Raw genomic sequence first — 26,783 nt, 5'->3', positions numbered from 1 at the left:
TCAGGTGGACTGACGCTTCACCAGTTCCGTCGGCAGGATCACCGCCGCCGGATCCTCCCCGCCGATCTGGGCGAGCAGCACCCGCACCATCTCGGCGCTGATCCGGTCGTACGGCTGCCGGATGGTCGTGAGCTGGGGGCGGGCGGCCAGGGCGGCCGAGGAGTCGTCGAAGCCGCCCACCGAGACGTCCTCCGGGACGCGGCGCCCGGCCCGTTCCAGTGACGTGAGTACGCCCTGAGCCATCAGGTCGGACGCGACGAACACCGCGTCCACGTCCGGGCACTGGGCCAGGAGCCGTTCCGCGCCCGCCTCGCCGCTGGCCCGGCTGTAGTCACCGGACACGACGAGCCGCTCGTCGAAGTCGATGCCCGACTCGGCGAGCACCTCCCGGTAGCCCGCGAGCCGCTCCACACCGCCGGGTGTGTCCAGGGGGCCGGTCACCACGCCGATACGCCGACGGCCGAGCGACACCAGATGGCGCACCATGTCACGGGCGCCGTCCCGGTCGTCCGCGGCCACGTAACTCACCTTGGAACCGACGCCGATGGGCTTGCCGCACATCACCAACGGCACGCCCGCTTCCCGCAGTTGCTCGGCGACCGGATCACCGGAGTGGCTGGAGACCAGCAGCACCCCGTCGACATGACCCGCCGTGATGTACCGGGTGATACGGCGCCGCTCGTCCTCGGTGCCTGCCAGCATGAGCAGCAGCGGGATGTCGTGCGCCGCCAGTGCCTGCGTACAACCCCGCAGCAGGACATTGAAGTTGGGGTCCTCGAAGAATCTCTCCTGCGGCTCCGTGAGGAGGAAGCCGATCGAGTCCGAGCGTCCGGTGATCAGTGAGCGGGCGTGCCGGTTGACGACGTACCCCGTCCTGCGGATGGCGGCGTTGACCGCCTCCTGGGCCGTGGGACTCACGTAGTGCCCGCCGTTGAGCACGCGCGAGACGGTCCCTCGTGAGACTCCCGCCTCGCGCGCGACATCGTGAATCGTCGGCGGTTTGCGCCGGCCCCCCGATTGGCTCATGGTCACGACTTTACGGCTCCCGACAGCAGATCGAGGCTCCAGAACCGCTGGATGACCAGGAACAGAGCGATGAGCGGAATGACCGCGAGCAGCGCGCCGGTGATCACCAGTGTGTAGAGGGCCGGGGTGTTGGATCCCTGTTCGAGCAGGGTGAACAGACCGAGGGTGATCGGGAACTTCTCGTCGTCGCTGAGCATGATGTACGGCAGCAGGAAGTTGTTCCACACCGCCACGAACTGGAAGAGGAACACCGTCACCAGTCCGGGCACCATCATCGGCAGCGCGATCCCGGTGAAGATCCGCAGCTCGCTCGCCCCGTCCATCCGCCCCGCCTCGACGACGTCGCTGGGCACGGCCGCGGCGGCGTAGATCCGCGCGAGGTAGACGCCGTACGGCGACAGGATCAGCGGCAGCAGGACGGACGCGTACGAGTCCGTGAGGTCGGCCTTGGCCATGAGCAGATACTGCGGGATCGCGAGGATCACCGGCGGCATCAGCACGCCCGCCATCAGGATGTTGAAGATGGTCTCGCGGCCCCGGAACCGGTAGATCGCGAGGGCGTAGCCGCTGAACGCGGAGACGACGGTCGACAGGAGGGCGCCCAGGCCCGCGTAGAGGGCGGAGTTGCCCATCCACTTCCAGTACACGCCGTCGCGGTAGGCGTTCAGGTCCGTGACGTTCTCGGCGAAGCCCGTGCCCGGAAGGAACGTGAACGTCGAGAACAGTTCGCTGCCCGACTTGGTCGCCGCGATCACCACCCACGCCACCGGCAGCAGACAGTAGATCGCGCCGATCAGCAGCGTCACCGTCGGGACGAAGGCGATCCGGCGGCGCGGCGGCGGCCCTTGGGCGGTGCCGGGCGTCGTGCCCGCGGCCGGGGACGCCTTGCGGACGGCAAGAGAACTCATCGTGCTGCCTCCTGCTTGTTACGGGAGTTCGCGGCCCGCAGGAAGCCGAAGGACAGGACCAGCGTGACGATGGCGATGATCACCGCTGTCGCGGCCGCCGAGTGGATGTCACCCTTGCGGAAGGCGTCCTGGTACACCTTCATCAGCGGACTCCAGGTCGTGGACACGGAGTTGGTCAGGGGCTTGAGGGTGGTCGGCTCGCTGAACACCTGGAGCGTCGCGATGATCGAGAAGAAGAAGGTCAGCACCAGCGAGGGCGCCACCATCGGGATCTTGATCCTGATCGCGATCTGCAGCGGGGTGGCGCCGTCCAGCTTCGCCGCCTCGTACACCTCGGCAGGGATGGACTGCAGCGCGGTGTAGATGACGATCATGTTGAATCCGGTGCCGCCCCACACCGCGATGTTGGACAGCGCGAGATACAGCGGCCCGCCGTCCAGCAGATCCGGCTGCGGCATGCCCAGCCGGTCGAGGACGAAGTAGAAGGGGCTGACGTCCGGCAGGTAGAGAAAGCCCCACAGCATCGCCGCGACGACACCCGGAATGGCGTACGGGAGGAAGATCGCGAGCCGGGTGACCGGCGCGAGGCGGACCCGGTCGGTGTCGAGCATCAGCGCGAAGAGCAGCGCGAGCCCGAGCATCACCGGCACCACGATGGCGCCGTATCCGAGCACGCGCACGGCTCCGTCGAGCAGCTGGGAGTCGGTGAGGGAGTCGGTGTAGTTCTCCAGGCCCGCCCAGACCTCCTCGCGGGCGCCCGCGCCCAGGCCGAGGCCCTTGACCTGGACCTTGTGCAGGCTGAGCCACACCGCGTAGCCGATGGGCAGCGCGAAGAAGAGGGCGAAGAGGATCGTCGCGGGAAGAAGGAAGGCGTACGGGGCCCCCTTGACCCCGTACGACTTCTGGCGTGCGCTTGTCACTCCGCGACCTCGAAGCCCTGCTTCTTGAGGTCGGCGACGGTGTCGCCCTGCATCGTCTTCAGAGCGGCGCCGAAGTCCGACTTGTTCTTGGCGGCGGAACCGAACGCGTCGTTGAACGTGGTGTACGCGACGTTCACGTTCGGGCCCCACGCGGAGGGAGCGGTGGTCTTCGCGATCTCGGAGGCCTGGGTGTAGAAGTCCTTCTGGTTCGAGAAGAAGGCCGGCGGCTCGGTGAACGCGTCACTGGTCTGCGCGGTCGTGGCGGCCGGGTAGATGCCACCCTCCTTCGCGAGCGCGGTCAGCGCCTGGGGGTCCGTGTTCAGCCAGGCGGCGAACTTGGCGGCTGCCGACTTGTGCTTGGAGTCCGTGGTGACGGCCGTGGACGAACCGCCCCAGCTGCCCGTGACGCTGTCGCCCTGCGACCACTGCGGCAGCGGAGCCATCGCCCACTTGCCCTTGGTGTCGGGCGCGGCGGTGGTCAGGGTGCCGGGCGCCCAGACCGCGCTGACCCAGGCGATCTGCTTGCCGGTGTTGAGCGCCTTGTTCCAGGCCGGGGTGTACATCGGCTGGTTGTCGATCGCGCCCTCCTTGACGAGGCCGCCCCAGAAGTCGGCGACCTTCTGCGTCGCCGCGTCGTCGATGCCGACCTTCCACTTCTGGCCCTCTGTGGTCCACCACTTGGCGCCCGCCTGCTGGGCGAGACCGGCGAAGAGACCGGAGTCGTTGGCGGAGAAGGTGGTCAAGTCGGTCTCCGGCGACTTCTTCTTCAGCGCGCGGGCCGTCTCGGCGAACTGGTCCCAGGTCTGGGGGACTTCGAGGCCGTACTTCTTGAACAGGTCCTGGCGGTAGTAGAACATCATCGGCCCGGAGTCCTGCGGGATCGCGTACACCGCGTCCGAGCCCAGCGTGGTCTGCTGCCAGACACCGTCGGCGAACTTGTCCTTCACGCCGTCGACGTCGCCGGCTATGTCGGCGAGCGCGTCATTGCTGACCAGCGTCGGCAGGGCCTGGTACTCGGCCTGGACCAGGTCCGGGGCCTTCTTGGCCTTGTGCGCGGTGAGGATCTTGGTGACCAGCGTGTCGCCGGACGCCTGCTTCTTGACCGTGACCGTGATCCGGTCCTTCTTGCCCTGGCCCTTGTTCCACAGGTCGGCGACCTTGTCCATGCCCGGCGTCCAGGACCAGTACGTGAGCGAGACCGGCCCCGAGTCGGCCTCGCTGTCGTTGTCGTCCGAGGAGCCGCAAGCGGCAAGTGCGGTGGCGCCGAGCGTGACGGCGACCGAGACGGTCACGAGGCGACGCAGCTTCGTGTGTGGCATGGATGTATCTCCCTGACCTGGGTCTCCGCCTGCTGCGGAGGCCTGCCCCTTTTTTCATGTGCGGCTCGCTCCGGGACGCTTCAGCCGGTGTCGGGATCACGACCGTGCTCAGCCCTTCGGGCCTCCGCGCGCTCGCACCCTCGACACCGGCGCGCCCCTCCGGCTCGCCCGTGCTGCTTCTGTGAGCGTTCACAGTAGAGAAACATCCAGGACACTTGTCAATGGTTGTTGCTGTGCGGTTATGTTGGCCCCGCGCCGCTGGCGCTGTGTGTGCACGTTCCCAAATGATCGATCGACCGGGAGACAATCCATGCCGGAGACCACCCCCAAGGGCCTCTCGAGGCTCGCCTTCGGTGGGGACTACAACCCCGAGCAGTGGCCGGAAACCGTCTGGCCCGAGGACGTCCGGCTGATGCGCGAGGCCGGCGTCACGATGGTCAGCGTCGGAATCTTCTCCTGGGCCCTGCTGGAGCCCGAGCCCGGGAACCACGACTTCGGCTGGCTCGACCGGCTCCTCGACCTGCTGCACGAGAACGGCATACGCGCCGACCTCGGCACGCCGACGGTGGCGCCGCCCGCCTGGTTCTACCGCGAGCACCCCGAAGCCCTGCCCGTGACCGCCGACGGCACCCGCTACGAGTTCGGCTCACGCGGCGCCATCTGCCACAGCAACCCCCACTACCGCTCGGCCGCCGCGGACATCACCACCGAGCTCGCCACCCGGTACGCCGAGCACCCCGCGCTCGCGATGTGGCACGTCCACAACGAGTACGGCGTCCCCGTCTCGGCCTGCTACTGCGAGAGCTGCGCCGCGCACTTCCGCCGCTGGCTGGCGCAGACCTACGGCACGGTGGACGAGGTCAACGAGGCCTGGGGCACGGCCTTCTGGGGCCAGCGGTATGCGGACCTCGACCAGATCAACCCGCCCCGGGTTACCCCGACGGTCGGCAACCCGGCCCAGGCGCTCGACTACAAGCGGTTCGCCGACGACACCATGCGCGAGAACTTCGTCGTCGAGCGGGACATCCTGCACCGCCTCGCGCCCGGCATCCCCGTCACCACCAACTTCATGACCGCCCTCAGCCAGTGCGACTCCGTCGACTACTGGGCCTGGGGCCGCGAGGTCGACCTCGTCACCAACGACCACTACCTGATCACCGACGGCCGCCGTACGCATGTGAACCTCGCGATGGCCGCCGACCTGACCCGCTCCGTCGCGGGCGGCGCCCCCTGGCTGCTGCTCGAACACTCCACCTCGGGCGTCAACTGGCAGACCCGCAACCCCGCCAAGGCCCCCGGCCAGATGGCCCGCAACTCCCTCGCCCATGTGGCCCGCGGCTCCGACGGCGCGATGTTCTTCCAGTGGCGGCAGTCACGGCGCGGCGCGGAGAAGTTCCACTCGGCGATGCTGCCGCACGCGGGCACGGACTCGCGCGTGTGGCGCGAGGTCGTCGAACTCGGCGCCTCCGTCGACGCGTTGAGCACGATCCGCGGCACCCGCACCCAGGCCGACGCCGCCGTCCTGTGGGACTGGCACTCCTGGTGGGCGCAGAACCTCCAGTGGCGCCCCAGCGAGGACCACGACCCGCGCGAGCGCGCCGACGCCTTCTACGAAGCCCTCTACGACCGCCACCTCACCGTCGACTTCGCCCACCCCGAAGCCGACCTGTCCGCCTATCCCCTTGTCGTCGTGCCGGCCCTCTACCTGATGACCGAGGCCGCCGGACAGAACCTCACGGAGTACGTCGAGAACGGCGGCACCCTCGTCGTCTCCTACTTCTCCGGCATCGTCGACGAACACGACGCCGTGCACGACGGCCCCTACCCCGGCCCGCTGCGGGACGTACTCGGGCTGACCGTCGAGGAGTTCTCCCCGCTCCTCGCCGGCGACCACGTCCGCATCACCGGACCCGACGGATCCGAACTCGCCGGGGACGTCTGGACCGAGTTCGTCGTGCCGCGCGGCGCCGAGACCGTGTGGACGTACGCCGACGGGCTCACCGAGGGACATCCGGCCGTCACCCGTCACCGGCTCGGTGAGGGATCCGCCTGGTACGTGTCCACGCGGCTCGGGGCCCACGGGCTCGACGCGCTCGTCGGCTGGGCCGCCGATGACGCGCGGATCGCGCCGCGGGCCGATCTGCCTCGGGATGTCGAAGTGGTGCGGCGGGTGGGGGAGTCGGGGACGTTCCTCTTCGCGATCAACCACTCCGGTGTCGACGCGAAGGTCGCGCTCGACGCGCATGGCACTGAGTTGCTCACCGGTGAGCGGGCGGCGGGGCGGCTCGCGGTGCCGGCGGGGACCGTACGGGTTGTACGCCTCGACGACTGACTCGCCCCATTGATTTCGCCCCCGCCGCCCCTACCCATTCCCGTCCCTTACTCAGGGGCTCCGCCCCCGAACCCCCGCTCCTCAAACGCCGGAGGGGCTGAAGATTTCGCAGCCCGGGCCGACAACTTCAGCCCGTCCGGCGTTTGAGGACGAGGCCGTTCAGGCCGATGGCGGGGGTCTGGGGGCGCAGCCCCCAGAAAGGGACGGGAACGGGTAGGGGCGGCGGGGGCGAAGAACCCCACGCCCACCCCCTACGCCCCACTCAGGGGCACATCCACATCATCACGTCGAAGGGACGACGGACGACGATGTTCCATCCCAGACGCACACTCAAGGCCCTGCTGTTGCCGCTGGCCGCAGGCCTGGCCCTCACCGCCCTGCCCGCGCAGAGCGCCAGCGCGGCAAGCACCCTCACCAACCCCGGCTTCGAGTCGAACGGCACAGGCACCACCACCCCGACCGGCTGGTCGACCTACTCCGCGGGAGGCCAGACCGCGGCCTCCTTCACGGAGGCAGGCGGCCACGCCGGCAGCTACCGCCTGACGCACTACTCGGCCTCCGCCTACAAGGTGGAGACGTACCAGTACCTCTCGGGCCTCACCAACGGCAACTACAAGCTCACCGCCTGGGTGCGCTCGGGCGGCGGCCAGAACTCCGCCTACCTCGCGCTGAAGAACTGCGGCGGTGCGGAACAGCGCACCGACATCCCGGTCTCGTCCAGCGGCTGGATACGGATCGTCACCCCCGTGGCCGTGACGAACAACCAGTGCACGATCAGCATCAACTCCGATGCGAAGGCGGGCAATTGGATCAACGTGGACGACCTGACGTTCACGTCCGGCACGGCGGGCCTGCCCATCAAGGGCTCGGACGTGTCGTCGCTCGCCAAGAGCGAGGCCAAGGGCGGCGTCTACAAGAACAGTTCCGGCACGACCGGTGACGCGCTCGCCATCCTCAGGTCCGCCGGGCAGAACTACGCCCGCCTCAAGGTGTGGGTGAACCCCGCCGACGGCTACAACAACAAGACCCGCGTCCTGGCGACGGCCAAGCGGGTAAAGGCGCAGGGCATGAAGCTCCTCGTCGACTTCCACTACTCGGACACCTGGGCCGACCCGGGCGCCCAGTCCAAGCCCGCCGCCTGGGCCGGACACTCGTACAGCCAGTTGAAGACCGACGTCTACAACCACACGTACGACGTGCTGAACGCGCTGAAGGCGCAGGGCACCACGGCCGACATGGTGCAGGTCGGCAACGAGATCAACGGCGGCATGCTCTGGAACGAGGGTTCCACCTCGAACTGGTCGCAGCTCGCCGGGCTGCTCAACTCCGGCTACGACGCGGTCAAGGCGGTCAACTCCGGTACGACCGTGGCCCTGCACCTCGCCAAGGGCGGCGATCTGGCGGGCACCCGCTGGTGGTTCGACAGCGCGGTCTCCAACGGCGTGAAGTTCGACGTCATCGGCCTGTCCTACTACGGCTACTGGCACGGCACGCTCGCCGACTTCCAGACGACCCTGGACGACGCGGCGACCCGCTACGGCAAGCCGGTGTACCTCGCCGAGACGGCCTACCCCTTCCGCCTCGACAGCAAGGACTCGCACGAGAACATCATCGATCTCAGCAGCGAGCTGGTGTCCGGCTACCCGGCCTCCACGGCCGGCCAGACGCAGTGGATGAAGGACGTGGCGAGCATCGTGGAGGCCGTCCCGAACGGCCGCGGACTCGGCATCTTCTACTGGGAGTCCACCTGGACCGCGGTCACCGGCAACGGCTGGGACCCGACGGACCCCTCCTCCGGCAACGGCTGGGAGAACCAGGCCCTGTTCGGCTACGACGACAGGGCGCTGCCGGCGATGGCGTGGTTCAGCCACCGGTGACGGACTGAAGGCGTGACAAGGGGAGGGGGTGACGGACACGCGGGCCCGCGCGTCCGTCACCCCCTCCCGCCCCTTGCCTCACTCCCGCCAGAACGGCTCGCGCAGCTTGAACTTCTGCAGCTTCCCCGTCGCCGTGCGCGGCAGCGACTCCACGAAGTCGACCCGCTTGGGCGTCTTGAAACCGGCCAGCCGCTTACGGCAGTGCGCGATCAACTCCTCGGCGGTGACGCCCGATCCGTCCGTCACGACGAGCGCGGTCACCAGCTCGCCCCACTTGGCGTCCGGAATCCCGATGACCGCGACCTCGCGCACGGCCGGATGCGAGGTGATCACGTCCTCCACCTCGATCGACGAGACGTTCTCGCCGCCCGAGATGATGACGTCCTTCTTGCGGTCGGAGATCACCAAGTAGCCCTCGTCGTCGAGGTATCCGCCGTCCCCGGTGTGGAACCAGCCGCCCGCCTGCGCCTTCGCGGTCTCCTCGGGCTGGTCCCAGTAGCCGTCCAGGTTGTGATTGGACGCGGTCAGCACCTCGCCGTCGACATCCACAGCGATACGCACGCCGAGAGCGGGCACCCCCGCCCGCCCGAGCCGCCGCGCACGATCGGTGGGCTCCAGGTCGTCCCACTCCTCGCGCCCGCGGTTGACCGTGACGAGCGGTGAGGTCTCGGTGAGCCCGTAGATCTGGATGAACTCCCAGCCCAGCTCGCCCATCACGCGCTCGATCGTGCGGGTCGGCGGCGGCGCTCCCGCGCAGACGATACGGACCCGGTCGCGGCCGGGGATCTCGCCCTCCCAGTCGGCGGCGGCGTCGAGCACGGCGTTCAGGACGGCGGGCGCCGCGCACATCAGGGTGACGCCGTGCCGTTCGACGCGCCGCAGGATCTCGGCGCCGTCGACCTGGCGGAGCACGATGTGCCGGCCGCCGACGCCCGTGACGCCGTACGGCATGCCCCAGCCGTTCGCGTGGAACATCGGGAGCGTGTGGAGGTAGACGTCACGGTCGCTGATCGTGGTGTGCAGCCCGAACACGGCCGCGTTCAGCCACAGATTGCGGTGCGTGAGCTGAACTCCCTTGGGGCGGGCGGTCGTTCCGGACGTGTAGTTGACGCTGGCCGTCGCGCTCTCGTCGGGCTTGGCCCACTCCCGCGGTTCCGTGTCGCGCAGGAAGAGGTCCTCGTCGTCGCCGAGGACGAACTTGTGCTTGACGTCGAGAGTGTCGAGCACGTCCGCGCAGGACGCGTCCGCGTAGACGACCGAGGCGCCGGAGTGGCGGACGATGTAGTCGATCTCGGGCTGGGTCAGGCGGAAGTTCACCGGCACCAGGACACGCCCCCACCCGGAGACACCGAAGAACGAGGTGAGCAGCCGCGCCGAGTTCTGCGAGATCACCGCCACCCTGCCGCCCACGGGTACGTCCAGTTGGTCGAGCTTGGCGGCCTGGGCGCGGGCGAGTGCCGCCAGCTCCCGATAGGTGAGTTCGCCGAGGCTCGGCCCCGGCTGTTCCGGTTCGTCGACGACGGCGACGCGGTCCGGATAGACGTGGGCCGCGCGGTCGAGGAAGTCACGGACGGTCAGCGGGTAGTACACGACAGCACCTCCGGGGTCGGCGATGCATACGTACCTACCCCGGCGTTGCGCAATGCCACCAGCGGCCACTACTGTCCAAAGTGCCTAATCAATTAGTTACCTAGACAGTTACCTAAGAGGTGGCAGATGAATCCCTTCCGCAAGGCGGTGGAGGACGGCGACCACGCGGCCGTCGTCGACCTGCTCGCCGAGGACGTCGTGTTCACCAGCCCGGTGGTGTTCAAGCCGTACGCCGGAAAGCCGATCACCGCGGCGATCCTGGGCGCGGTCATCGAGGTCTTCGAGGACTTCCACTACATCCGCGAGATCGAGAACCCGGACGGCCGGGACCTCGTCCTCGTCTTCGAGGCGCGAGTGGGCGACCGGGCGCTCCAGGGCTGCGACATCCTGCACTTCGACGAGGACGGCCGCGTCGACGAGCTCACGGTCATGGTCCGCCCGCTGTCGGCGGCCCAGGCACTCCAGGCGGCGATGGCGGCCCGGTTCGAGGCCGTCGAGAAGCAGGCGTCGGGCGCGTCCTGACCGGCCGGGGCTTAGCCTGATCTCCTGCCACGACCAGGAGACATACGCCCATGCCTGCCCCCGATGCCGATACGGCGGACGAACCCGCGGACCTCCCCGCGCCCGCCCGGCGGTCCTCGGTCTGGCGAGGGCAGGGCCCGGTCGTGGCGGCGGTCTCGGTCGGCGGCGCGCTCGGCGCCTCGGCACGCTACGGGGCCTCGCTCCTGTGGCCCACGCACACGGGCGGCTTCCCGTGGACCACGTTCTGGGTCAACGTCGTCGGGTGCTTCGTGATCGGCGCCTTCATGGTCGTGATCACCGAGGCGTGGGCGGCCCACCGACTGGTACGCCCGTTCTTCGGCACCGGGGTGCTCGGCGGCTTCACCACCTTCTCGACGTACGCCGTCGACATCCAGAGACTCGTCGACACGGGCCATCCCCGCACCGCCCTCGCCTATCTCGCCGCGACCCTGGTGGCGGCGCTCGCGGCGGTCTGGCTCGCGGTGACGGCCGCGCGCCGGGTCCTGGCGTGGCGGCGGCGCCGATGAGCGCCACGGGTGTGGAGTCGGCGATGCGGTACGTCGGCCGGGCGGAGCCCGCCGGAGGACGTACCGGTGACACGGGCGGGAAGGGTAAGAAGTCGTTGTGAACTGGGTGCTGGTGATCGTCGGTGGCATGGTCGGTGCGCCGCTGCGCTATCTCACCGACCGCGCGGTGCAGTCCCGGCACGACACCGTCTTCCCCTGGGGCACCTTCGCGGTGAACGTCGTCGGGTGTCTGATCCTGGGCACCCTCACCGGCGCGGCCGTGGCCGGAGCGGCCTCCTCGCACCTCCAGCTGCTGCTCGGCACCGGCCTGTGCGGAGCGCTCACCACGTACTCGACGTTCTCGTTCGAGACCCTCCGGCTGGCCGAGGACGGGGCCCGTCTCCACGCCGCCGCCAACGTGATCGCGAGCGTGGTCGTAGGACTCGGTGCGGCGTTTGCGGGTGTTTCGGCGGCCGAGGCTCTCTGGGCGTAGTCCCGGGGTCATACCTGGGCGTAGTAGGACTGGCTCCGCCGCGGCCGACGTACGACTGCTTGCCGGTGCCCGTGCCGCGGCCGTCGCGCGCACGCCCGTCGCCGGCACGCCCGTCCACCAGAACTGGATCACATGAGCGCCATCTCCGTCGGTCAGGCCGTCGTCCTCGGAGCCGTCGAGGGGGTGACCGAGTTCCTCCCCGTCTCCTCCACCGGCCATCTCAAGATCACCGAGGGGCTCATGGGCATCCCCGTCGACGACAACGCCGTCGTCGGCTTCTCCGCCGTCATCCAGGTCGGTGCCATCGCCGCGGTGCTCGTCTACTTCTTCAAGGACATCGTGCGGATCGTCTCGGCCTGGTTCCGGGGCCTGCGGGACCCTGAAGAGCGCTACCACCACGACTACAAGTTCGCCTGGTGGGTGATCTGCGCGACGATCCCGATCGTGGCCGTCGGCCTGGCCGCCAAGCCGCTCATCGAAGGCCCGCTCGCCTCGCTCTGGGTGGTCGCGGGCTCCCTGATCGTCGGCAGTGGGGTGATGTGGGCGGCGGACCAGATGGGTCGGCACAAGCGCGGCGAGGACGACACCTCGTTCAAGGACGCGATGCTGGTGGGCAGTTCACAGATCCTGGCCCTGCTCTTCCCGGGTTTCTCCCGCTCCGGCGCCACGATGTCCACCGCCCTGATCCTCGACCTCGACCGAGTCGCCGCCACCCGCCTCTCCTTCTTCCTCGGCATCCCGGCCCTCACCGGCGCCGGCCTCTACGAACTCAAGGACGCCCTCGGCTCGGGTACCGGCGCCCTCCCACTGGCCGTGGGCACAGCGGTGTCCTTCCTGGTGGCGTACGCCTCGATCGCGTGGCTGCTGAGGTTCGTGGCGAAGCACTCCTTCAACGCGTTCGTGATCTACCGGATCATCGTCGGATTGCTGCTGTTCGGGCTGCTGGGCGCAGGGGTCCTCTGATCGTCCGGCCGAGCGGGGGGTCGCGGGCCGGTCTCACGCCCCGGGCCCTCCCTTGACAGTCACCTCCCGTTCCCCCCAGGATCACCCCCGTGAACCTGTCAGACAGCCAGACAGCTGGCTCGGTGCCGAGGCGCATCAGCGCCATGGAAGCGGTGCTCGGGCACCTTCGTGGTGCCATTGAGCGCGGTGAGTACGCCGTGGGGGACAAGCTGCCCTCCGAGGCGGAGCTGTGCCGGCGGCTGGAGGTCAGCCGGCCCGTGCTGCGGGAGGCGCTCCGGGCCCTGCAGACGATGGGGCTGACCGTGTCCCGGACCGGCAAGGGCACGTTCGTCCTGTCCAACGGCCCCGTCGAGGACCCCACCTTCGGCGACTACGCGGCCAGCGACCTGCTGGAGGTCCGGCGGCATGTCGAGATCCCCGTGGCCGGATACGCGGCGGCCCGCCGCACCCCCGAGGACCTCGACCATCTGGCCCACCTGCTGGAGCGGATGGAGCGCGAGACCGACACCACCGCGTGGGTGGCCATGGACACGCTCTTCCATCTCGCCGTGGCGCAGGCCGCGCAGAACCCGGTCTTCCGCCGTGTGATCGAGGAGATCCGGGACGCGCTGGCCCGCCAGTCGGCGTTCCTGAACGAGCTCGGAGGCCGCCGCGAGCAGTCCAACCGCGAACACCGCGCCATCGTCGAGGCCCTGATCGACGGCAGCGCACACGATGCGACCGAGGCGATGGCACATCACCTCGACCGCGTCGAGACGACCCTCACCGCGATCGTGCGCTCCGAGCACACGGACGGCGCGGACACCCCCACGGAAGGCGGACCCAAGGCGTGAGCGAGCAGTCCCTCGAAAAAGAGACCGGGCAGACACGGAAAGCCGCCGTTCATGTCGACGCCGGTGACGCGGGCTACAGCAAGTCCCTGAAGTCCCGGCACGTCAACATGATCGCCATCGGCGGAGCCATCGGCACCGGTCTCTTCCTCGGCGCCGGCGGACGTCTCGCCGAGGCCGGACCCTCGCTCTTCATCGCGTACGCCGTCTGCGGTGTCTTCGCCTTCCTGGTCGTCCGCGCCCTCGGCGAGCTCGTCCTCTACCGGCCCTCGTCCGGTGCCTTCGTGTCGTACGCCCGGGAGTTCCTGGGCGAGAAGGGCGCGTACACCGCGGGCTGGATGTACTTCCTCAACTGGGCGACGACTGGCATCGCCGACATCACCGCGGTCGCCACCTACACCCACTACTGGGGCATGTTCTCCGACATCCCGCAGTGGGTGATCGCCCTCATCGCGCTCGCGGTCGTGCTGACCGTGAACCTCATCTCCGTGAAGATCTTCGGCGAACTGGAGTTCTGGTTCGCGATCATCAAGGTGAGCGCGCTCGTCGTCTTCATGCTGATCGGCATCTTCCTGCTGGTCACCCAGAACCCCGTGGACGGGACCACCCCCGGCCCCTCCCTGATCACCGACAACGGCGGCCTCTTCCCCAACGGCCTGCTGCCGATGCTGCTGATCGTCCAGGGCGTCGTCTTCGCCTACGCCTCCGTCGAGCTGGTGGGCGTCGCGGCGGGCGAGACCGAGAACCCCGAGAAGATCATGCCGAAGGCCATCAACTCGATCATGTGGCGCGTCGGTCTCTTCTACGTCGGCTCGGTCCTGCTGCTGTCGATGCTGCTGCCCTGGAACAAGTACACCGCCGGAGAGAGCCCGTTCGTCACCGTGCTCTCCAACATCGGCATCCCGGCCGCGGGCGGCGTGATGAACCTCGTCGTGATGACCGCCGCCATGTCCAGCCTCAACTCCGGGCTCTACTCGACCGGCCGCATCCTGCGCTCCATGTCGATGTCCGGCTCGGCGCCGAAGTTCACCTCCGTGATGAGCCGCAGCCAGGTCCCGTACGGCGGAATCCTGCTGACCAGCGGTATCTGTGTACTCGGCGTCGGACTCAACTTCGTCGTCCCCGCCGACGCGTTCGAGATCGTGCTGAACTTCGCGGCGATCGGCATCCTCGCCACCTGGGGCATGATCATGATCTGTCACCTGCAGTTCTGGCGGAAGACGGAGGACGGCGAACTGGACCGCCCGAGCTACCGCCTCCCGGGCTCGCCCTGGACCGAACTCGTGACCCTCTTCTTCCTCGCCTCCGTACTGGTCCTCATGTACGCGGACGGAGGGGCGGGCCGCACCACGGTCCTCTGCCTGCCGCTGATCGTGGCGGCGCTGGTCGCCGGCTGGTACGGCGTACGCCGCAGGGTCGAGTCCATACGCAAGCCCGAGGTGGACGCATGAGCCCCAACGCCCTTGCCGACTACGGCTGCTCGCTCGCCGCGGCGCCCTCGATCAGGGAACCGCTGCACGCGCCCGTCGCCCATCTCGTACGCGGCGGGGTCATCGAAGGCATCCACTACGGGTCGGTGGTCGTGCTGGCCGCCGACGGCAGCGTGGAACTGCAGATCGGTGACATCGAGGCGGCCTTCTACCCCCGCTCGGCTCTCAAGCCGGTGCAGGCCGTGGCCATGCTGCGGGCCGGGCTGCCGCTCGACGGCGACCTGCTCTCGCTGGCCGCCGCAAGCCACTCAGGCGAGGAACGTCATCTCGCCGGCACCCGGCGGATCCTGGAGCTCGCCGGACTCGCCGAGGACGATCTGCGCAACGTCACGGACCTGCCCTTCGACCCGGTCGTCCGCGAGGACTGGATCCGTGCCGGGCGCCTGCCGTCCCGGCTCGCGCAGAACTGCTCGGGCAAGCACGCGGCGATGCTCTACACGGCACGCCTGAACGGCTGGTCGCTCGACGACTACCTCGACCCCGCGCATCCGCTCCAGCAGGCCATCGCGGAGATCGTCGAGGACCTGACCGGCCAGGCCATCGCCCGTGTCACGGTCGACGGCTGCGGCGCCCCGCTGTTCTCCGTCTCGCTGCACGGGCTCGCCCGCGCCGCAGCCCGGATCACGACGGCGCCGCCCGGCACTCCCGAGGCACGGGTCGCCGACGCGATGCGCGAGCACGCCGAGATGGCGTCCGGCACCGGCCGTGACGTCGCCGCGCTGATGCGGGCCGTACCGGGCCTGCTCACCAAGGACGGCTTCGAGGGCGTACAGGTCGCCGCGCTCCCCGACGGCCGGGCCGTCGCCGTGAAGATCGCGGACGGCGCCGACCGGGCCCGCGTACCGGTCACCGCGGCAGCGCTCGCCCGCTGCGGCGTCGACCCGGCTGCACTCACCGAGTTCGCCGGGGCGCCACTCCTCGGCGGCGGCGCGGTGGTCGGAAGCATCCGCCCGGCGAGGGCACTCGACCCGCTCGCGGAGTAAGCCGTGTGCCGTGCACAGCCTCGCCCCACCCTCTCCAGAAGGAAGAGCTGCACCGACATGACCGTCCGCAGTGAGCACGACCTGCTCGGCGACCGCGACGTCCCCGCCGAGGCGTACTGGGGTGTCCACTCCCTGCGTGCCAAGGAGAACTTCCCCATCACCGGGATGCCGATCTCCGCGTACCCACACCTGATCGAGGCGCTCGCCGCCGTCAAGGAGGCCGCAGCCCGCGCCAACGAGGACCTCGGTCTGCTGGAGCCCCGCAAGGCGGCCGCGATCGTGGCGGCCTGCCGGGAGATCCGGGACGGGAAGCTGCACGACCAGTTCGTCGTGGACGTCATCCAGGGCGGCGCCGGCACCTCGACCAACATGAACGCCAACGAGGTGGTCGCCAACCGGGCGTTGGAGCTCCTCGGTCATGCCAAGGGCGAGTACGAGTTCCTGCACCCGAACGAGGACGTCAACCTCGGGCAGTCGACCAACGACGTCTACCCGACGGCCGTCAAGGTCGCCACGGTGTTCGCCGTGCGCGAGCTGCTCAAGGCGATGTCCGTCCTCCAGGACGCCTTCGCGGCCAAGGCGTTGGAGTTCCGCGACGTCCTGAAGATGGGGCGTACGCAGTTGCAGGACGCCGTGCCGATGACGCTCGGGCAGGAGTTCTCCGCGTACGCGGTGATGCTGGACGAGGACCGCAGCCGGCTCGCCGAGGCCGTCGAGCTGATCCACGAGATCAACCTGGGTGCGACGGCGATCGGTACGGGGCTCAACGCGCCCGCCGGATACGCCGAGGCGGCGCGGCGGCACCTCGCGGACATCACCGGCCTGCCACTCGTCACGGCGGCGAATCTGGTCGAGGCGACCCAGGACTGCGGGGCGTTCGTCCAGATGTCCGGAGTGCTGAAGCGGATAGCGGTCAAGCTCTCCAAGAGCTGCAACGACCTGCGACTGCTCTCGTCCGGGCCGCGGGCAGGCCTGAACGAGATCAACCTGCCACCCGTACAGGCCGGTTCGAGCATCATGCCCGGCAAGGTGAATCCGGTGATTCCCGAGGTCGTCAACCAGGTCGCCTTCGAGGTGATCGGCAACGACGTCACGATCACCATGGCCGCCGAGGCCGGGCAGCTCCAGCTGAACGCCTTCGAGCCGATCATCCTGCACTCGCTGTCCGAGAGCCTCACGCATCTGCGGGCGGCCTGCATGACGCTGGCCGAGCGGTGCGTCTCCGGGATCACGGCGAACACGGAGGCGTTGCGGGTGACCGTGGAGAACTCGATCGGCCTCGTGACCGCGCTCAACCCCCACATCGGCTATTCGGCCGCGACGGACATCGCGAAGGAGGCCCTCGCCACCGGGCGCGGCGTTGCCGAGCTCGTCCTCGAAAAGGGCCTACTCCCGGCGGACCACCTGGCGGCGCTACTCCGCCCGGAGGTTCTTGCGGGCTCCCAGCGGGGGTGAGGAGCGGGGGGTGCGGGTGGGTCGGTGCTGGCCGCGCAGTTCCCCGCGCCCCTGAAAGCGGGGCTGAGGTTGGTGTGTGGGTGCGGGTGAGTCGTGGCTGGGTGCGCGGTTCCTCGCGCCCCTAAAGACACAAGACTGCGCCGTTCCCCGCGCCCCTATGAAGTGCGGGTGGGCCGTGGCTGGGTGCGCGGTTCCTCGCGCCCCTGAAAGGCAAAAGATTGCGCCGTTCCCCGCGCCCCTAAAAAACCAGCCACCTACCCCTCCGGCTGCCGCCCTCCCGACGAAGGGGTCGTGTCGGGGTTTCCGATCGCAGCACGACCTCTGATGGGCAACGTGTTGGTGCGGGATGACACAGCTGCGATCGGATGCCCCGTCGCGGCCCCGACCCCACACCCAACGGCAGGCGCATCTTTTAGGGGCGCGAGGAACCGCGCACCCCAGCCACAACCAACCCGCACCCATACACGAACAGCCACCAACCCCACCGCACCCCCGCGGAGCGAACCCGCGTAACAATGGTGATCATGAGCTCGCCCCTGACCTTCCACCCGGTCCTGCAGCGAATCGCCGAAGAGATCGCGGCCGCCCCCGACCGAGGCCGCCCCGCCGACTACATCCCCGCACTCGCGGCATGCGACCCGCACAGGTTCGGCATGGCGGTCGCGGAGCTGGACGGCACGGTGTACGGCGTCGGCGACTGGCGGCAGCCGTTCTCGACGCAGTCCATCACCAAGGTCTTCACCCTCGCCCTGGACCTGGCCAGGGAGGGCGACGAACTCTGGGAACACGTCGGCCGCGAACCCTCCGGCAACCCCTTCAACTCCCTCGTACAGCTGGAGTACGAGAACGGCATCCCCCGCAACCCATTCATCAACGCAGGCGCACTGGTAGTCACCGACCGCCTCCACACCCGTACCGGCGACGCCGCAGGAACACTCCTCGACTTCCTGCGCGCTGAGAGCGGCAACGAACAACTCGCCATCAACAAGGACGTGGCTGCCTCCGAGGCCACCAGAGGCGACCGCAACGCCGCGCTGGGCCACTTCATGGCGTCGTACGGGAACATCGAGAACCCGGTCCCGGTCCTCCTGGACCAGTACTTCCACCAGTGCTCCATCGAGGCCTCCTGCGCCGACCTCGCCCTCGCCACCGGCTTCCTCGCACGCCACGGCATCCGCGCCGACGGCACGCGCCTGCTGACCCAGAGCCAGGCCAAACAGGTCAACGCGATCATGCTCACCTGCGGCACGTACGACGCGGCGGGCGACTTCGCCTACCGCGTGGGCCTGCCGGGCAAGAGCGGCGTCGGCGGCGGCATCATCGCCGTCGTCCCCGGCCGCTGCACGCTCTGCGTCTGGAGCCCCGGCCTGGACGAGCGGGGCAACTCGGTGGCGGGAGTAACGGCCCTGGACCGCTTCACGACCCTCACCGGCGTGTCCGTGTTCTGACCGGTTCTCCGGGAACATCCGCCCGCCACGAAAGGCCGGCCGCCGTCCGGTAAGACGGCGGCCATACTGCGGCTGCCGCTCAGAGGGAGAGGCGTCGCTTTCCGGCCACCCCGCGTTGACACGCTGACCGAGTGTTGGCCAAGGGTTTCTCCGTCGATCTGCGTCGCTGTCAACTGCTCGGGCTCACGGGCTCGGTCGTCCTCGCGCTGGGAGGCGAGACGGCCGGGGCGCTGCCCGTGAGGGAGTTGCCGGCCCTCGCGTCCGGACGGGCGGCGCTCGGGCTGGTCGGCGTGTACTTCGGAGTGGTGCTGCTCATAGCGGCCTGGGCCCTGCTGGGACGCGTGATCCGAGGACCCGAGCCACCGAGTCCCCGAGCGCTCCTGGTCGTACTCGCCGTATGGGCCACCCCGTTGCTCCTCGCGCCACCTCTCTTCAGCCGTGACGTCTACAGCTATCTCGCCCAGGGCGCGATGGTCGACGCGCACATCGACGTCTACACGCACGGCCCCGCCATCCTCGGCGGCCCCCTCGCGGACGAGGTCGCCCCCGTGTGGCAACGGACCGCGACACCGTACGGACCTGTCTTCCTCGCAGTCTCCTCCGCTCTGTCCGGGCTGACCCGGGGCGAGGTGCCCGCCGGGCTGTTCGGCATGCGGGTCGTCGCACTGCTAGGCGTGGCGTTGATGGCAGCCGCGCTGCCGAGGCTGGCCAGGCACAGCGGCGCCGATCCGGCCGCCGCGCTGTGGCTCGGCGCGCTCAACCCGCTCGTGCTGCTGCACCTCGTCGCCGGAGCGCACAACGACGCCATCATGCTCGGCCTGCTGGGCGCGGGCCTGGTGGCGGCACTCGGCCGCTGGCCCGTCCTGGGCGCCGTGCTCGTCACACTCGCCGCCCTCGTCAAGGTCCCCGCCCTGCTCGGCCTCGCGGCCGTCGTGGCCCTCCAGGTGCGGTCCGGCCGGAGCATGGCGAGAGCCGTCGCCACGACCGCGGTCGCCGCGGTGGCCACCACCGTCGCCGCAACGGCCGCCGCCGGTACGGGATACGGCTGGATAGGCGCCCTCAAGACGCCCGTGTCGCCGGAGAACCTGTCGCCCACGAGCGTCCTCGGCCGTGCCACCGGTGCCCTTCTCCAGGGCCTGGGCAGTGACCTCGCTCCGTTCGCGCTGCCCGCCTGGCACGCCCTGGGCCTCGTGGCCACCGCTGTCGCCGTACTCGCCATATGGCTGCGCAGCCCCCGCCTCGGCCCCGTCTACGCACTGGGCCTCAGCCTGGCGGCGGTGGCCGTGCTCGGCCCGGCCATCCGTCCCTGGTACGCGCTGTGGGGGCTGTTCCTCATCGCCGCGGCGGCGCCCAGCACCTCCGTACGCCATCGGGTCGCGGCCGTGTCCGGGGCCCTCGCGCTCGCGGTCCTGCCCAGCGGTGGTCCACCGGATGCCGAGCAGCTGGCCCTGGCGGTCTCCGGCGGGATGCTCGCGCTGGTCGTGCTCTGGCAGGCCCACCAGACGACGACCTCGCCCGTCCTGGGGCGGACCGCATGAGGCTGACCGGCACAGATCGCGGGCGGCTGCTCTTCGTGCTCGCCCTCGCCACCGCCGTTGCCGTCTTCACCGCGACCGTGCCGCTCCTGCGGGACTGGTTCGACCTGCGGGTCTACCACGGGGCCGTCGACGCCTGGATCCACCACGGCGGCAGCGTCTACGACTACCGGGTGCCGGGGACGGAGTACGGCTTCACGTATCCGCCGTTCGCCGCGGTGATCATGCTGCCGATGGCGCTGTTCGGTCTGCACGCCGCGATCGCCGTGGGGCTGCTGCTCAACCTCGCCGCGACGGCCTTCGTCCTGCACGTCCTGGCGGGGGAGAGGCTGCGTCGGCACGGCTGGTTCGGGCTCGCCGTCACGGTCTGTCTGCTCGCCCTGCTCGAACCGGTACGCGACACCTTCAGCTTCGGCCAGGTCAACCTCGTGCTGCTGGCCCTCGTCCTCGGCGACGCGTGGCTGCTGTCGACGGGCCGTGCGCGCTGGGCGGGCGTCGGGATCGGGCTCGCCGCCGCGATCAAGCTGACGCCCGCGATCTTCATCGTCCTGCTGCTGCTCGCCAGACGTTCACGAGCCGCAGGAACCTCGGTGGGCGTCGCCGCGACCGCCACCGCACTGGCGGCCTGGGTCATGCCCGATGCCTCCCGCTTCTACTGGACCGAGGCGGTCTGGGACACCACCCGCATCGGCCGCCTCGACTACGTCTCCAACCAGTCGCTGCAAGGCGTACTGGCCCGCCTCGCCGACCCTGCCGAACCGAGCCGCGCCGCCTGGGCGTTGGCGGCGCTGGCCGTCCTCGGTGTATGGGTGTGGAGGGCGCGCCGAGCACTGGCCGCGGACGACGTCCTCGGCGCCTTCGCGCTCACCGGACTCGCCGCCTGTCTCCTCAGCCCGATCACCTGGGTGCATCACCTCGTGTGGCTGCTGCCGTCGCTCGCGATCCTGTTCGGTGAGGGGCTGAGGCGCAGGCGGCTGCTGTGGATCGCCGGGTGCCTGTACGTCCTGCTGTGCAGCAGCGTGGTGTGGCTGTGGTTCGACGACGCGTCCGGCATCGACGGCTTCGTCGGCAGCAACACCTACGTGTGGATCACCCTCGGCCTGCTCCTCGGGCTGCCCGTCGGTCAGGCACGGGTGAACCGCCCGCCGTGGAGGCGCAGGACCAGAGACACGGCACCCGCGCCCAGTCCGGCGGCGCCTGCGAGGGTTCCCGCCTCCCCCAGCCAGCCGACGGAGCCGTCCTCGGCCGCCATGGCCGCGGGCACTGCCGTCGGGCCCGCCGTGGACACGCGGCGCGGCGGCAGGAGCGAGCCCACCGGTTCGACACGCCCGGCGGCCCCGAAGCCCCAGTCGAGCAGCGAGCGCGCCTCCTCGTACACGGCGAAGCCGCCCGCCTGAGGAGCCATCACCGTGACGACGAGGGTGCGTCCGTCCCGGCGTGCGGCGGCGACGAGCGTGTTGCCCGCCTGGGAGGTGTAGCCGTTCTTGACGCCGACGAGCCCCTTGTAGGGCGCGACCCCGTCGGCGCCGGTGAGCAGCCGGTTGGTGTTCTGGATCTCGAAGGACCAGCCGCCGGCCGGGAACTTGGCGCGGACCGTGGCGGCGTACCGCGCGAAGTCCGCGTTGCGCAGCCCGGCCCGCCCGAAGACGGCCAGGTCGTACGCGGACGACACCTGGCCCGGCGTGTCGTACCCGTCGGGCGAGACGACCCGCGTGTCGCGGGCGCCCAGGGACCGGGCCTTGGCCTGCATCTGGGCGGCCGTGCTGCCCCAGCCGCCGTTCATCTCGGCCAGTACGTGCACGGCGTCGTTGCCGGAGTTCAGGAAGACGCCCCGCCACAGGTCGGCGGCGTTGTAGGTGCGCCCCGCGGCGATGCCGACCCGGCTGCTGCCGGGGCCGACGCCGGCCAGTTCCTCCTCCGTGACGGTGTGCCGGACCGCCGCGGGCAGCACCGGCAGCACGGTCAGCGCGAAGAGGGTCTTCAGAGTGCTGGCAGGCGGCAGCTTGAGATGGGCGTTGTGGGCCGCGAGTACTTCGCCGGTGCCGGCGTCGGCCACCACCCACGACCGCGCGGAGACGTCCTGGGGAACCTTGGGCGCCCCGGCCCGGGGCCGTACCTGGGTCCCGGGCCGGTCCAGCGTCGAGGGCCGCGCGGTGGCGGGTTTCGACGCGGAGACATGGGGAGTGGCCGGGGCGGCTCCGTCGTGGGCGGCGGCCGTTTTCGGCGCGAAGGCCAGCGCACCCACCACACAGGCGGCGGAGCAGCAGACGGCCGCACGCGAAGGAAGTCCGATTGTCATACTGCCAACCTAGGAACGCGCAGGTCACATCCCCGGCTGCCCGGGCCGGGCGGCGGCATCGAGCACCCGGATGCCGCAGCGTCCCTGGACCCGCCCGGTCCGGGGCGGGCCCGCGAGGTCCATCCCTACTGGCCCGTGGGTACGGTCGGCTGGACCTGCCGCAGGAACGTCGCGTTGTCCGGGGTCCGGCGCAGCTTGTCCAGGAGCGTCTCCAGTCCGGCCTGCGGGTCCCCGCGGGAGAGCAGGGCGCGCCGCAGACCGCGTACGGCCCCCAACTCGGCGGCCGGGACGAGGAGTTCCTCGCGGCGGGTGCCGGACGGGGTGATGTCGACGGCGGGGAAGACCCGTCGGGACGCGAGGCCGCGGTCCAGGCGGAGCTCCATGTTGCCGGTGCTCTTGAGCTCCTCGAAGTAGTAGTCGTCGGCGCGGGAGCCGGTCTCCACGAGGGCGGTGGCGATGATCGTGAGCGAGCCGGCCTCCTCGGTGAGGCGCGCGGCTCCGAAGAACCGCTTGGGTCCGTGCAGTGCGGCCGCGTCGACACCGCCGCTGAGGGTGCGGCCACTGGTGGCGGCCGCGTTGTTGTGCGCCCGGCACAGCCGGGTCAGCGAGTCGAGGAGGATCACGACGTCCTGGCCGGCCTCGACCAGCCGCTTGGCGCGCTCCACGGCCAGCTCGGCGAGCGCGATGTGCTGCTTGGGAGCCTGGTCGAAGGTGGAGGCGAGCACCTCACCCCGTACGGAACGGCGCATGTCGGTGACCTCCTCGGGCCGCTCGTCGAGGAGTACGACCATCAGATGTGCCTCGGGGTGGTTGCCGGCGACGGCGGCGGCCATCTGCTGGAGCAGCACGGTCTTGCCGGTCTTGGGCGGGGCGACGATCAGGCCGCGCTGGCCCTTGCCGATCGGCGCGACCAGGTCGATGAGGCGGGTGGTCGCACCGCCCGCCGGGTGTTCGAGCCGCAGCCGCTCACGCGGGTGCAGCGGGGTCAGGTCATGGAAATGCGGGCGGCCACGCAGCTCAGCTGCTGGCAGGCCATTGACCCGCTGGACCTCGGTGAGGGCTCGCTGCTTGCCGCGTACGCCTTCGACGAGGTCGCCCTTGCGCAGTCCGTGTCGGCGGATCAGCGCGGAGGAGACCTGAAGGTCGGAGGGCCCGGGAAGCAGGCTCTGGGCGCGCAGGTGGCCCTGCCCGTTCGAGGTGATGTCGAGTACGCCGGTGGCCTGCTCCTGCGTGACGGGAGTGGGCGGGCGTTCGAGTGTGGTGGTCATGGTGGGTGTCCTTTCGAGGACGGTTCATGTGGTCATGAGGGATGGGGGAGAGGCCGGATCGGGGGCGGTATGGACACACCCCGGCTCGGCGGAGACATCACCTCTCGTGCCGCGCCGCGCACGGCGGGCGGGAAGACCCGTGGCCGGACACGCCGTAGGAGTCGCACGACTCGCACGCCTTGTGCCCGTACGAGGAGAGGTGGTGCGGAGAAGCTGCTTCGCCGGTCGGAAGGGACGGGCGGTTCAGCTGGATGAGAGGTACTTCGGCACCGGCGCCCGAGAAAGGGGGCGTACACAAGTGCTGATGGCACTGTAGCACTACTCCCTCCGGCGAGGGCCGGATGGCCGGATCCCAGGGCGTTGACAGGGGAGATGCCTCGCGTCACGGTGGTCGGCATGGTCGATGCCGGGATCGTCGAACGCGTAAGGGAACTGCGGCCGTTGATCCGGCGGAACGCGCTGCGGGCCGAGCGGGAACGGCGCGTGCCCGACGAGGTCGCCGCCGCGCTGAACGGCACCGGCGTCCACCGGATGAACGTCCCGCGCCGGTACGGCGGTTACCAGACTCCGCTGCGCACACAGGTCGCCGCCTTCGCCGAGATCGCCGTCGAATGCGGCTCCACGGCGTGGATGACACTGAGTCAGGCGGGGGTCTCGTACATCGCGGCGCTCTTTCCCGACGAGGCGCAGGACGACTTCTTCACCGGTCCGAGCGGGCCCGACGCGAGGATCGGTGGCACGCTCGTCCCCGGCGCCACGGCGGTGCCGTACGACGGGGGCTATCGGGTGGACGGCGCCTCGGCCTTCGCGACCGGCTGTCATCACGCGGACTGGCATCTACTGACGGCTGCGGTCACTCCCGCAGACGGTTCGCCGCCGGAAGGACCGCCCGAGATGATCTGGGCCGCGGTGCCGATGTCCGAGCTGGAGATCCTGGACGACTGGCATGTCACAGGTCTCGCCGGTACTGGCAGCAACACCGTCGTGGCCCGGAACATTCCCGTGCCCGCTCATCGCGTGCTTCCGGTCGGTCCGATGCTCGCCGGGCAGATCCCGTCCAAGGCGAACGCGGACGATCCCTTCTACCGCATGCCCGTGCTGCTGCTGTTCTGCGCCTGGGCCGCGCCGGTGGCGCTGGGGCTCGCCCGGGCGGCGATGACGGAGTTCGGCGAGCGCATTCACCGGCGCGGCATCACGTACACCTTCTACGAGCGGCAGAACGAGGCCACTGTCACCCATCTCCAGGCGGCCGAGGCGCAGATGAGGATCTCCAGCGCCGAGCTGGTCGCCGCCCGGCTGACCTCCGAGATCGAGACCAAGGCCCGCGACGGCTCCCCGTACACCCTCGCGGAGCGGGCCAGGATCCGGGCCGAGAGCGGCTATCTGACACGCCTCTGCAAGGAGGCCGTCGATCTGCTCGCTTCTGCCGCCGGTGCCTCCTCGCTCCAGCGGGAGGTGCCCATGCAGCGCATCGCCCGCGACATCAACGCCCTGTCCCTGCACTCCTTCATGAACCCGGCCACCAACCTGGAGATCTACGGGCGTGTCCTGTCGGGAGTCGACCCGGGAACGCCCTTCCTTTGACGGTCACGGACGGCGGCCAGGGCGATTTCGGCGACGACACTCAGGAGATTCGGTTGGACAGCACCCCTGCCATGAACACCCCTGCCACGCCACCGCATCGGATGGACCCCGCCGGTGGCTGCCCGCACGCCGACAACGCACGGCTCCTCGCGCGCGGCGCCGTGGCGTCGGTCGTCCTGCCCGGCGGTGTGGAGGGCATGGCGGTCCTCGGACACGAGGCGCTGAAGGAGTTCCTCGCCCACCCCGAAGTCGCCAAGGACGCAGGGCACTTCACCGCGCTGCGGGAGGGGCGGATAGCCAAGGGATGGCCCTTGGCGACCTTCGCGACCGTACGGGGGATGACGACCGCGGACGGCGAAGACCATCGGCGCCTGCGCTCGCTGGTCAGCAGGGCGTTCACCGCCCGGCGGGTCGAGCAACTCCGGCCTCGGATAGAGGAGTTGACGGACAGGCTCCTCGACGACCTGCACCACGCGGCCGAACAGGGCGGGGGAGTCGCGGACCTGCGCGAGCACTTCGCACTGCCGCTGCCCATGGGCGTCATCGGGGAGTTGCTCGGGGTCGACGCCGAATACCGCGACCGGCTGCACCACCTCTCCAACCAGGTCGTCGCCACCGACATCCGCCCGGAGAAGGCCCTCGCCGCGAACAGGGAGCTGGTCGCCGTGCTGGGTGCGGTGGTCGCGGACCGGACTGAGCGGCCGGGCGACGACCTCACCAGCGCGCTGATCACCGCCCGCGACGAGGGCGGCGACCGGCTCACCCACGAGGAACTCATCGGCACCCTGGTACTGATGATCATCGCCGGGCACGAGACCACGCTGAACCTCATCACCAACGCCGTACGCGCCCTGTGCGGCCACCGGGACCAGCTGGAGCGGGTCAGGAAGGGCGAGGCAAGCTGGTCGGACGTGGTCGAGGAGACCCTGCGCTGGGACGCGCCCGTCAGTTACTTCCCCTTCCGCTATCCCGTGCGGGACCTGACGGTCGACGGGACCGTGATTTCTCGAGGTACGCCCGTCCTCGCCGGCTACTCGGCGGCTGGGCGCGACCGGGCCGCGCACGGGCCCGACGCCGACCGCTTCGACGTCACCAGGCCCGCCAGGCCCGGCACCACCCGGCATCTGTCCCTCGGCCACGGCGCCCACTACTGTCTCGGCGCCCCGCTGGCCAGGCTGGAGTCCACCATCGCCCTTGAGCGGCTGTTCGCCCGCTTCCCCGGCCTCGACCTGGCCCTGCCCGAGGCGGACCTCGCCCGCCACTCCAGTTTCGTGGGCAACAGCGTCCGGGCGCTTCCCGTACGGGTGTCGCCGCGGGTGTCACCGAGGGTGTGAAGTCCGCTCGCCCGAGTAGTCATCCCGAACAATCATGGGGATGTGTCGATCCGGCGCCGGTCCGTTCGTCGGTGGGGTGCAGTGACACCGAAATTGAACGA

Annotated in this window: 21 protein-coding genes and 1 pseudogene; 15 read left to right on the top strand and 7 right to left on the bottom strand. The window is 69.9% G+C overall.

The features are described 5' to 3' along the window. The 4 genes from ACN20J_RS06685 to ACN20J_RS06670 are packed head-to-tail and all read right to left on the bottom strand — an operon-like array spanning position 1 to position 4,173. Entirely contained in the window at positions 1-1,032 is a 1,032-nt protein-coding gene (locus ACN20J_RS06685; protein WP_190228598.1) for a LacI family DNA-binding transcriptional regulator, read from the bottom strand. Continuing rightward, a complete protein-coding gene (locus ACN20J_RS06680; RefSeq protein ID WP_190228597.1) occupies positions 1,029-1,934 on the bottom strand; it encodes a carbohydrate ABC transporter permease in 906 nt (301 codons plus the stop codon). The genes ACN20J_RS06685 and ACN20J_RS06680 overlap by 4 nt, the downstream gene beginning before the upstream one ends. Beyond that, positions 1,931-2,854 (bottom strand): carbohydrate ABC transporter permease, encoded by a 924-nt coding sequence (locus ACN20J_RS06675; protein WP_361890035.1) that lies wholly within the window; start codon positions 2,852-2,854, stop codon positions 1,931-1,933. The genes ACN20J_RS06680 and ACN20J_RS06675 overlap by 4 nt, the downstream gene beginning before the upstream one ends. Next, positions 2,851-4,173 (bottom strand): ABC transporter substrate-binding protein, encoded by a 1,323-nt coding sequence (locus ACN20J_RS06670; RefSeq protein ID WP_189838748.1) that lies wholly within the window; start codon positions 4,171-4,173, stop codon positions 2,851-2,853. Before ACN20J_RS06670 ends, ACN20J_RS06675 begins: the two co-directional genes overlap by 4 nt. 310 nt (positions 4,174-4,483) lie before the next feature. On the opposite strand from ACN20J_RS06670, the gene ACN20J_RS06665 reads away from it, so the two are divergent. Both ACN20J_RS06665 and ACN20J_RS06660 read left to right on the top strand, forming a co-directional pair. Then, positions 4,484-6,505 (top strand): beta-galactosidase, encoded by a 2,022-nt coding sequence (locus ACN20J_RS06665; RefSeq protein ID WP_419665495.1) that lies wholly within the window; start codon positions 4,484-4,486, stop codon positions 6,503-6,505. Positions 6,506-6,813: 308 nt separating this feature from the next. Further along, on the top strand, positions 6,814-8,382 hold the full coding sequence (locus ACN20J_RS06660) for a glycoside hydrolase family 53 protein (protein ID WP_419665494.1): 1,569 nt from the start codon (positions 6,814-6,816) through the stop codon (positions 8,380-8,382). Between the two features lie 78 nt (positions 8,383-8,460). Here ACN20J_RS06660 and ACN20J_RS06655 read toward each other — a convergent pair whose 3' ends face one another. Beyond that, positions 8,461-9,972, bottom strand: coding sequence for an AMP-binding protein (locus tag ACN20J_RS06655; RefSeq protein WP_189838751.1), 1,512 nt, complete (start codon positions 9,970-9,972; stop codon positions 8,461-8,463). A gap of 126 nt (positions 9,973-10,098) precedes the next feature. Here ACN20J_RS06655 and ACN20J_RS06650 point away from each other — a divergent pair, with 126 nt between their 5' ends. The 11 genes from ACN20J_RS06650 to ACN20J_RS06600 all read left to right on the top strand — a co-directional run bounded on the left by ACN20J_RS06650 (position 10,099) and on the right by ACN20J_RS06600 (position 21,594). Continuing rightward, positions 10,099-10,494, top strand: a complete 396-nt coding sequence (locus ACN20J_RS06650; RefSeq protein ID WP_189838752.1) for a nuclear transport factor 2 family protein — start codon at positions 10,099-10,101, stop codon at positions 10,492-10,494. A 50-nt stretch (positions 10,495-10,544) separates the two neighbouring features. Further along, positions 10,545-11,021: a fluoride efflux transporter CrcB gene (crcB, locus tag ACN20J_RS06645; protein ID WP_189838753.1), complete on the top strand. Its 477-nt coding sequence runs from the start codon at positions 10,545-10,547 to the stop codon at positions 11,019-11,021. Positions 11,022-11,118: 97 nt separating this feature from the next. Beyond that, the gene (gene crcB, locus ACN20J_RS06640; protein WP_189838755.1) at positions 11,119-11,493 is read left to right on the top strand and encodes a fluoride efflux transporter CrcB; all 375 of its coding nucleotides are present in this window, start codon (positions 11,119-11,121) and stop codon (positions 11,491-11,493) included. 132 nt (positions 11,494-11,625) lie between these two features. Then, positions 11,626-12,456, top strand: a complete 831-nt coding sequence (locus ACN20J_RS06635; protein ID WP_419665493.1) for an undecaprenyl-diphosphate phosphatase — start codon at positions 11,626-11,628, stop codon at positions 12,454-12,456. 89 nt (positions 12,457-12,545) lie between these two features. Continuing rightward, entirely contained in the window at positions 12,546-13,289 is a 744-nt protein-coding gene (locus ACN20J_RS06630; RefSeq protein ID WP_189838757.1) for a FadR/GntR family transcriptional regulator, read from the top strand. Then, entirely contained in the window at positions 13,286-14,737 is a 1,452-nt protein-coding gene (locus tag ACN20J_RS06625) for an amino acid permease (RefSeq protein ID WP_190228591.1), read from the top strand. Before ACN20J_RS06630 ends, ACN20J_RS06625 begins: the two co-directional genes overlap by 4 nt. Further along, positions 14,734-15,759, top strand: coding sequence for an asparaginase (locus tag ACN20J_RS06620; protein ID WP_190228590.1), 1,026 nt, complete (start codon positions 14,734-14,736; stop codon positions 15,757-15,759). Before ACN20J_RS06625 ends, ACN20J_RS06620 begins: the two co-directional genes overlap by 4 nt. A gap of 57 nt (positions 15,760-15,816) precedes the next feature. After that, positions 15,817-17,214, top strand: coding sequence for an aspartate ammonia-lyase (aspA, locus tag ACN20J_RS06615; protein ID WP_361898424.1), 1,398 nt, complete (start codon positions 15,817-15,819; stop codon positions 17,212-17,214). Between the two features lie 515 nt (positions 17,215-17,729). Then, entirely contained in the window at positions 17,730-18,662 is a 933-nt protein-coding gene (locus tag ACN20J_RS06610; protein WP_189838761.1) for a glutaminase, read from the top strand. Positions 18,663-18,793: 131 nt separating this feature from the next. After that, a complete protein-coding gene (mptB, locus tag ACN20J_RS06605) occupies positions 18,794-20,200 on the top strand; it encodes a polyprenol phosphomannose-dependent alpha 1,6 mannosyltransferase MptB (RefSeq protein WP_419665492.1) in 1,407 nt (468 codons plus the stop codon). Next, positions 20,197-21,594, top strand: a complete 1,398-nt coding sequence (locus tag ACN20J_RS06600; RefSeq protein WP_419665491.1) for a glycosyltransferase 87 family protein — start codon at positions 20,197-20,199, stop codon at positions 21,592-21,594. The genes mptB and ACN20J_RS06600 overlap by 4 nt, the downstream gene beginning before the upstream one ends. Positions 21,595-21,656: 62 nt before the next feature. Here ACN20J_RS06600 and ACN20J_RS06595 read toward each other — a convergent pair. Both ACN20J_RS06595 and rho read right to left on the bottom strand, forming a co-directional pair. Further along, positions 21,657-22,496, bottom strand: a pseudogene (locus tag ACN20J_RS06595) (D-alanyl-D-alanine carboxypeptidase family protein); the annotation flags it as partial. Between the two features lie 125 nt (positions 22,497-22,621). Continuing rightward, positions 22,622-23,764, bottom strand: coding sequence for a transcription termination factor Rho (gene rho / locus ACN20J_RS06590; protein ID WP_361998264.1), 1,143 nt, complete (start codon positions 23,762-23,764; stop codon positions 22,622-22,624). Between the two features lie 372 nt (positions 23,765-24,136). Between rho and ACN20J_RS06585 the strand changes: the two genes are divergently transcribed. Next, a complete protein-coding gene (locus tag ACN20J_RS06585; protein WP_419665490.1) occupies positions 24,137-25,348 on the top strand; it encodes a flavin-dependent monooxygenase in 1,212 nt (403 codons plus the stop codon). 71 nt (positions 25,349-25,419) lie between these two features. Beyond that, entirely contained in the window at positions 25,420-26,682 is a 1,263-nt protein-coding gene (locus ACN20J_RS06580; RefSeq protein WP_419668843.1) for a cytochrome P450 family protein, read from the top strand. The last annotated feature ends 101 nt before the right edge of the window (positions 26,683-26,783 follow it).

The organism is Streptomyces sp. 2-1, from assembly GCF_048564895.1.
Classification (GTDB): Bacteria; Actinomycetota; Actinomycetes; order Streptomycetales; family Streptomycetaceae; genus Streptomyces; species Streptomyces phaeochromogenes.
The sequence above is the reverse complement of the archived record's forward strand: the minus strand, read 5'-3'. Positions and strand labels throughout refer to the sequence as shown.

What these genes read in the sequence shown, in the direction of transcription:
- ACN20J_RS06610 (WP_189838761.1), top strand. Translation starts at nt 17,730, where the DNA reads ATGGTGATCATGAGCTCGCCCCTGACCTTCCACCCGGTCCTGCAGCGA.
- ACN20J_RS06680 (WP_190228597.1), bottom strand. Translation starts at nt 1,934, where the DNA reads ATGAGTTCTCTTGCCGTCCGCAAGGCGTCCCCGGCCGCGGGCACGACG.
- ACN20J_RS06635 (WP_419665493.1), top strand. Translation starts at nt 11,626, where the DNA reads ATGAGCGCCATCTCCGTCGGTCAGGCCGTCGTCCTCGGAGCCGTCGAG.
- ACN20J_RS06585 (WP_419665490.1), top strand. Translation starts at nt 24,137, where the DNA reads ATGCCTCGCGTCACGGTGGTCGGCATGGTCGATGCCGGGATCGTCGAA.
- ACN20J_RS06660 (WP_419665494.1), top strand. Translation starts at nt 6,814, where the DNA reads ATGTTCCATCCCAGACGCACACTCAAGGCCCTGCTGTTGCCGCTGGCC.
- crcB (WP_189838753.1), top strand. Translation starts at nt 10,545, where the DNA reads ATGCCTGCCCCCGATGCCGATACGGCGGACGAACCCGCGGACCTCCCC.
- ACN20J_RS06665 (WP_419665495.1), top strand. Translation starts at nt 4,484, where the DNA reads ATGCCGGAGACCACCCCCAAGGGCCTCTCGAGGCTCGCCTTCGGTGGG.
- ACN20J_RS06620 (WP_190228590.1), top strand. Translation starts at nt 14,734, where the DNA reads ATGAGCCCCAACGCCCTTGCCGACTACGGCTGCTCGCTCGCCGCGGCG.
- ACN20J_RS06650 (WP_189838752.1), top strand. Translation starts at nt 10,099, where the DNA reads ATGAATCCCTTCCGCAAGGCGGTGGAGGACGGCGACCACGCGGCCGTC.
- ACN20J_RS06600 (WP_419665491.1), top strand. Translation starts at nt 20,197, where the DNA reads ATGAGGCTGACCGGCACAGATCGCGGGCGGCTGCTCTTCGTGCTCGCC.
- ACN20J_RS06580 (WP_419668843.1), top strand. Translation starts at nt 25,420, where the DNA reads ATGAACACCCCTGCCACGCCACCGCATCGGATGGACCCCGCCGGTGGC.
- rho (WP_361998264.1), bottom strand. Translation starts at nt 23,764, where the DNA reads ATGACCACCACACTCGAACGCCCGCCCACTCCCGTCACGCAGGAGCAG.
- ACN20J_RS06670 (WP_189838748.1), bottom strand. Translation starts at nt 4,173, where the DNA reads ATGCCACACACGAAGCTGCGTCGCCTCGTGACCGTCTCGGTCGCCGTC.
- aspA (WP_361898424.1), top strand. Translation starts at nt 15,817, where the DNA reads ATGACCGTCCGCAGTGAGCACGACCTGCTCGGCGACCGCGACGTCCCC.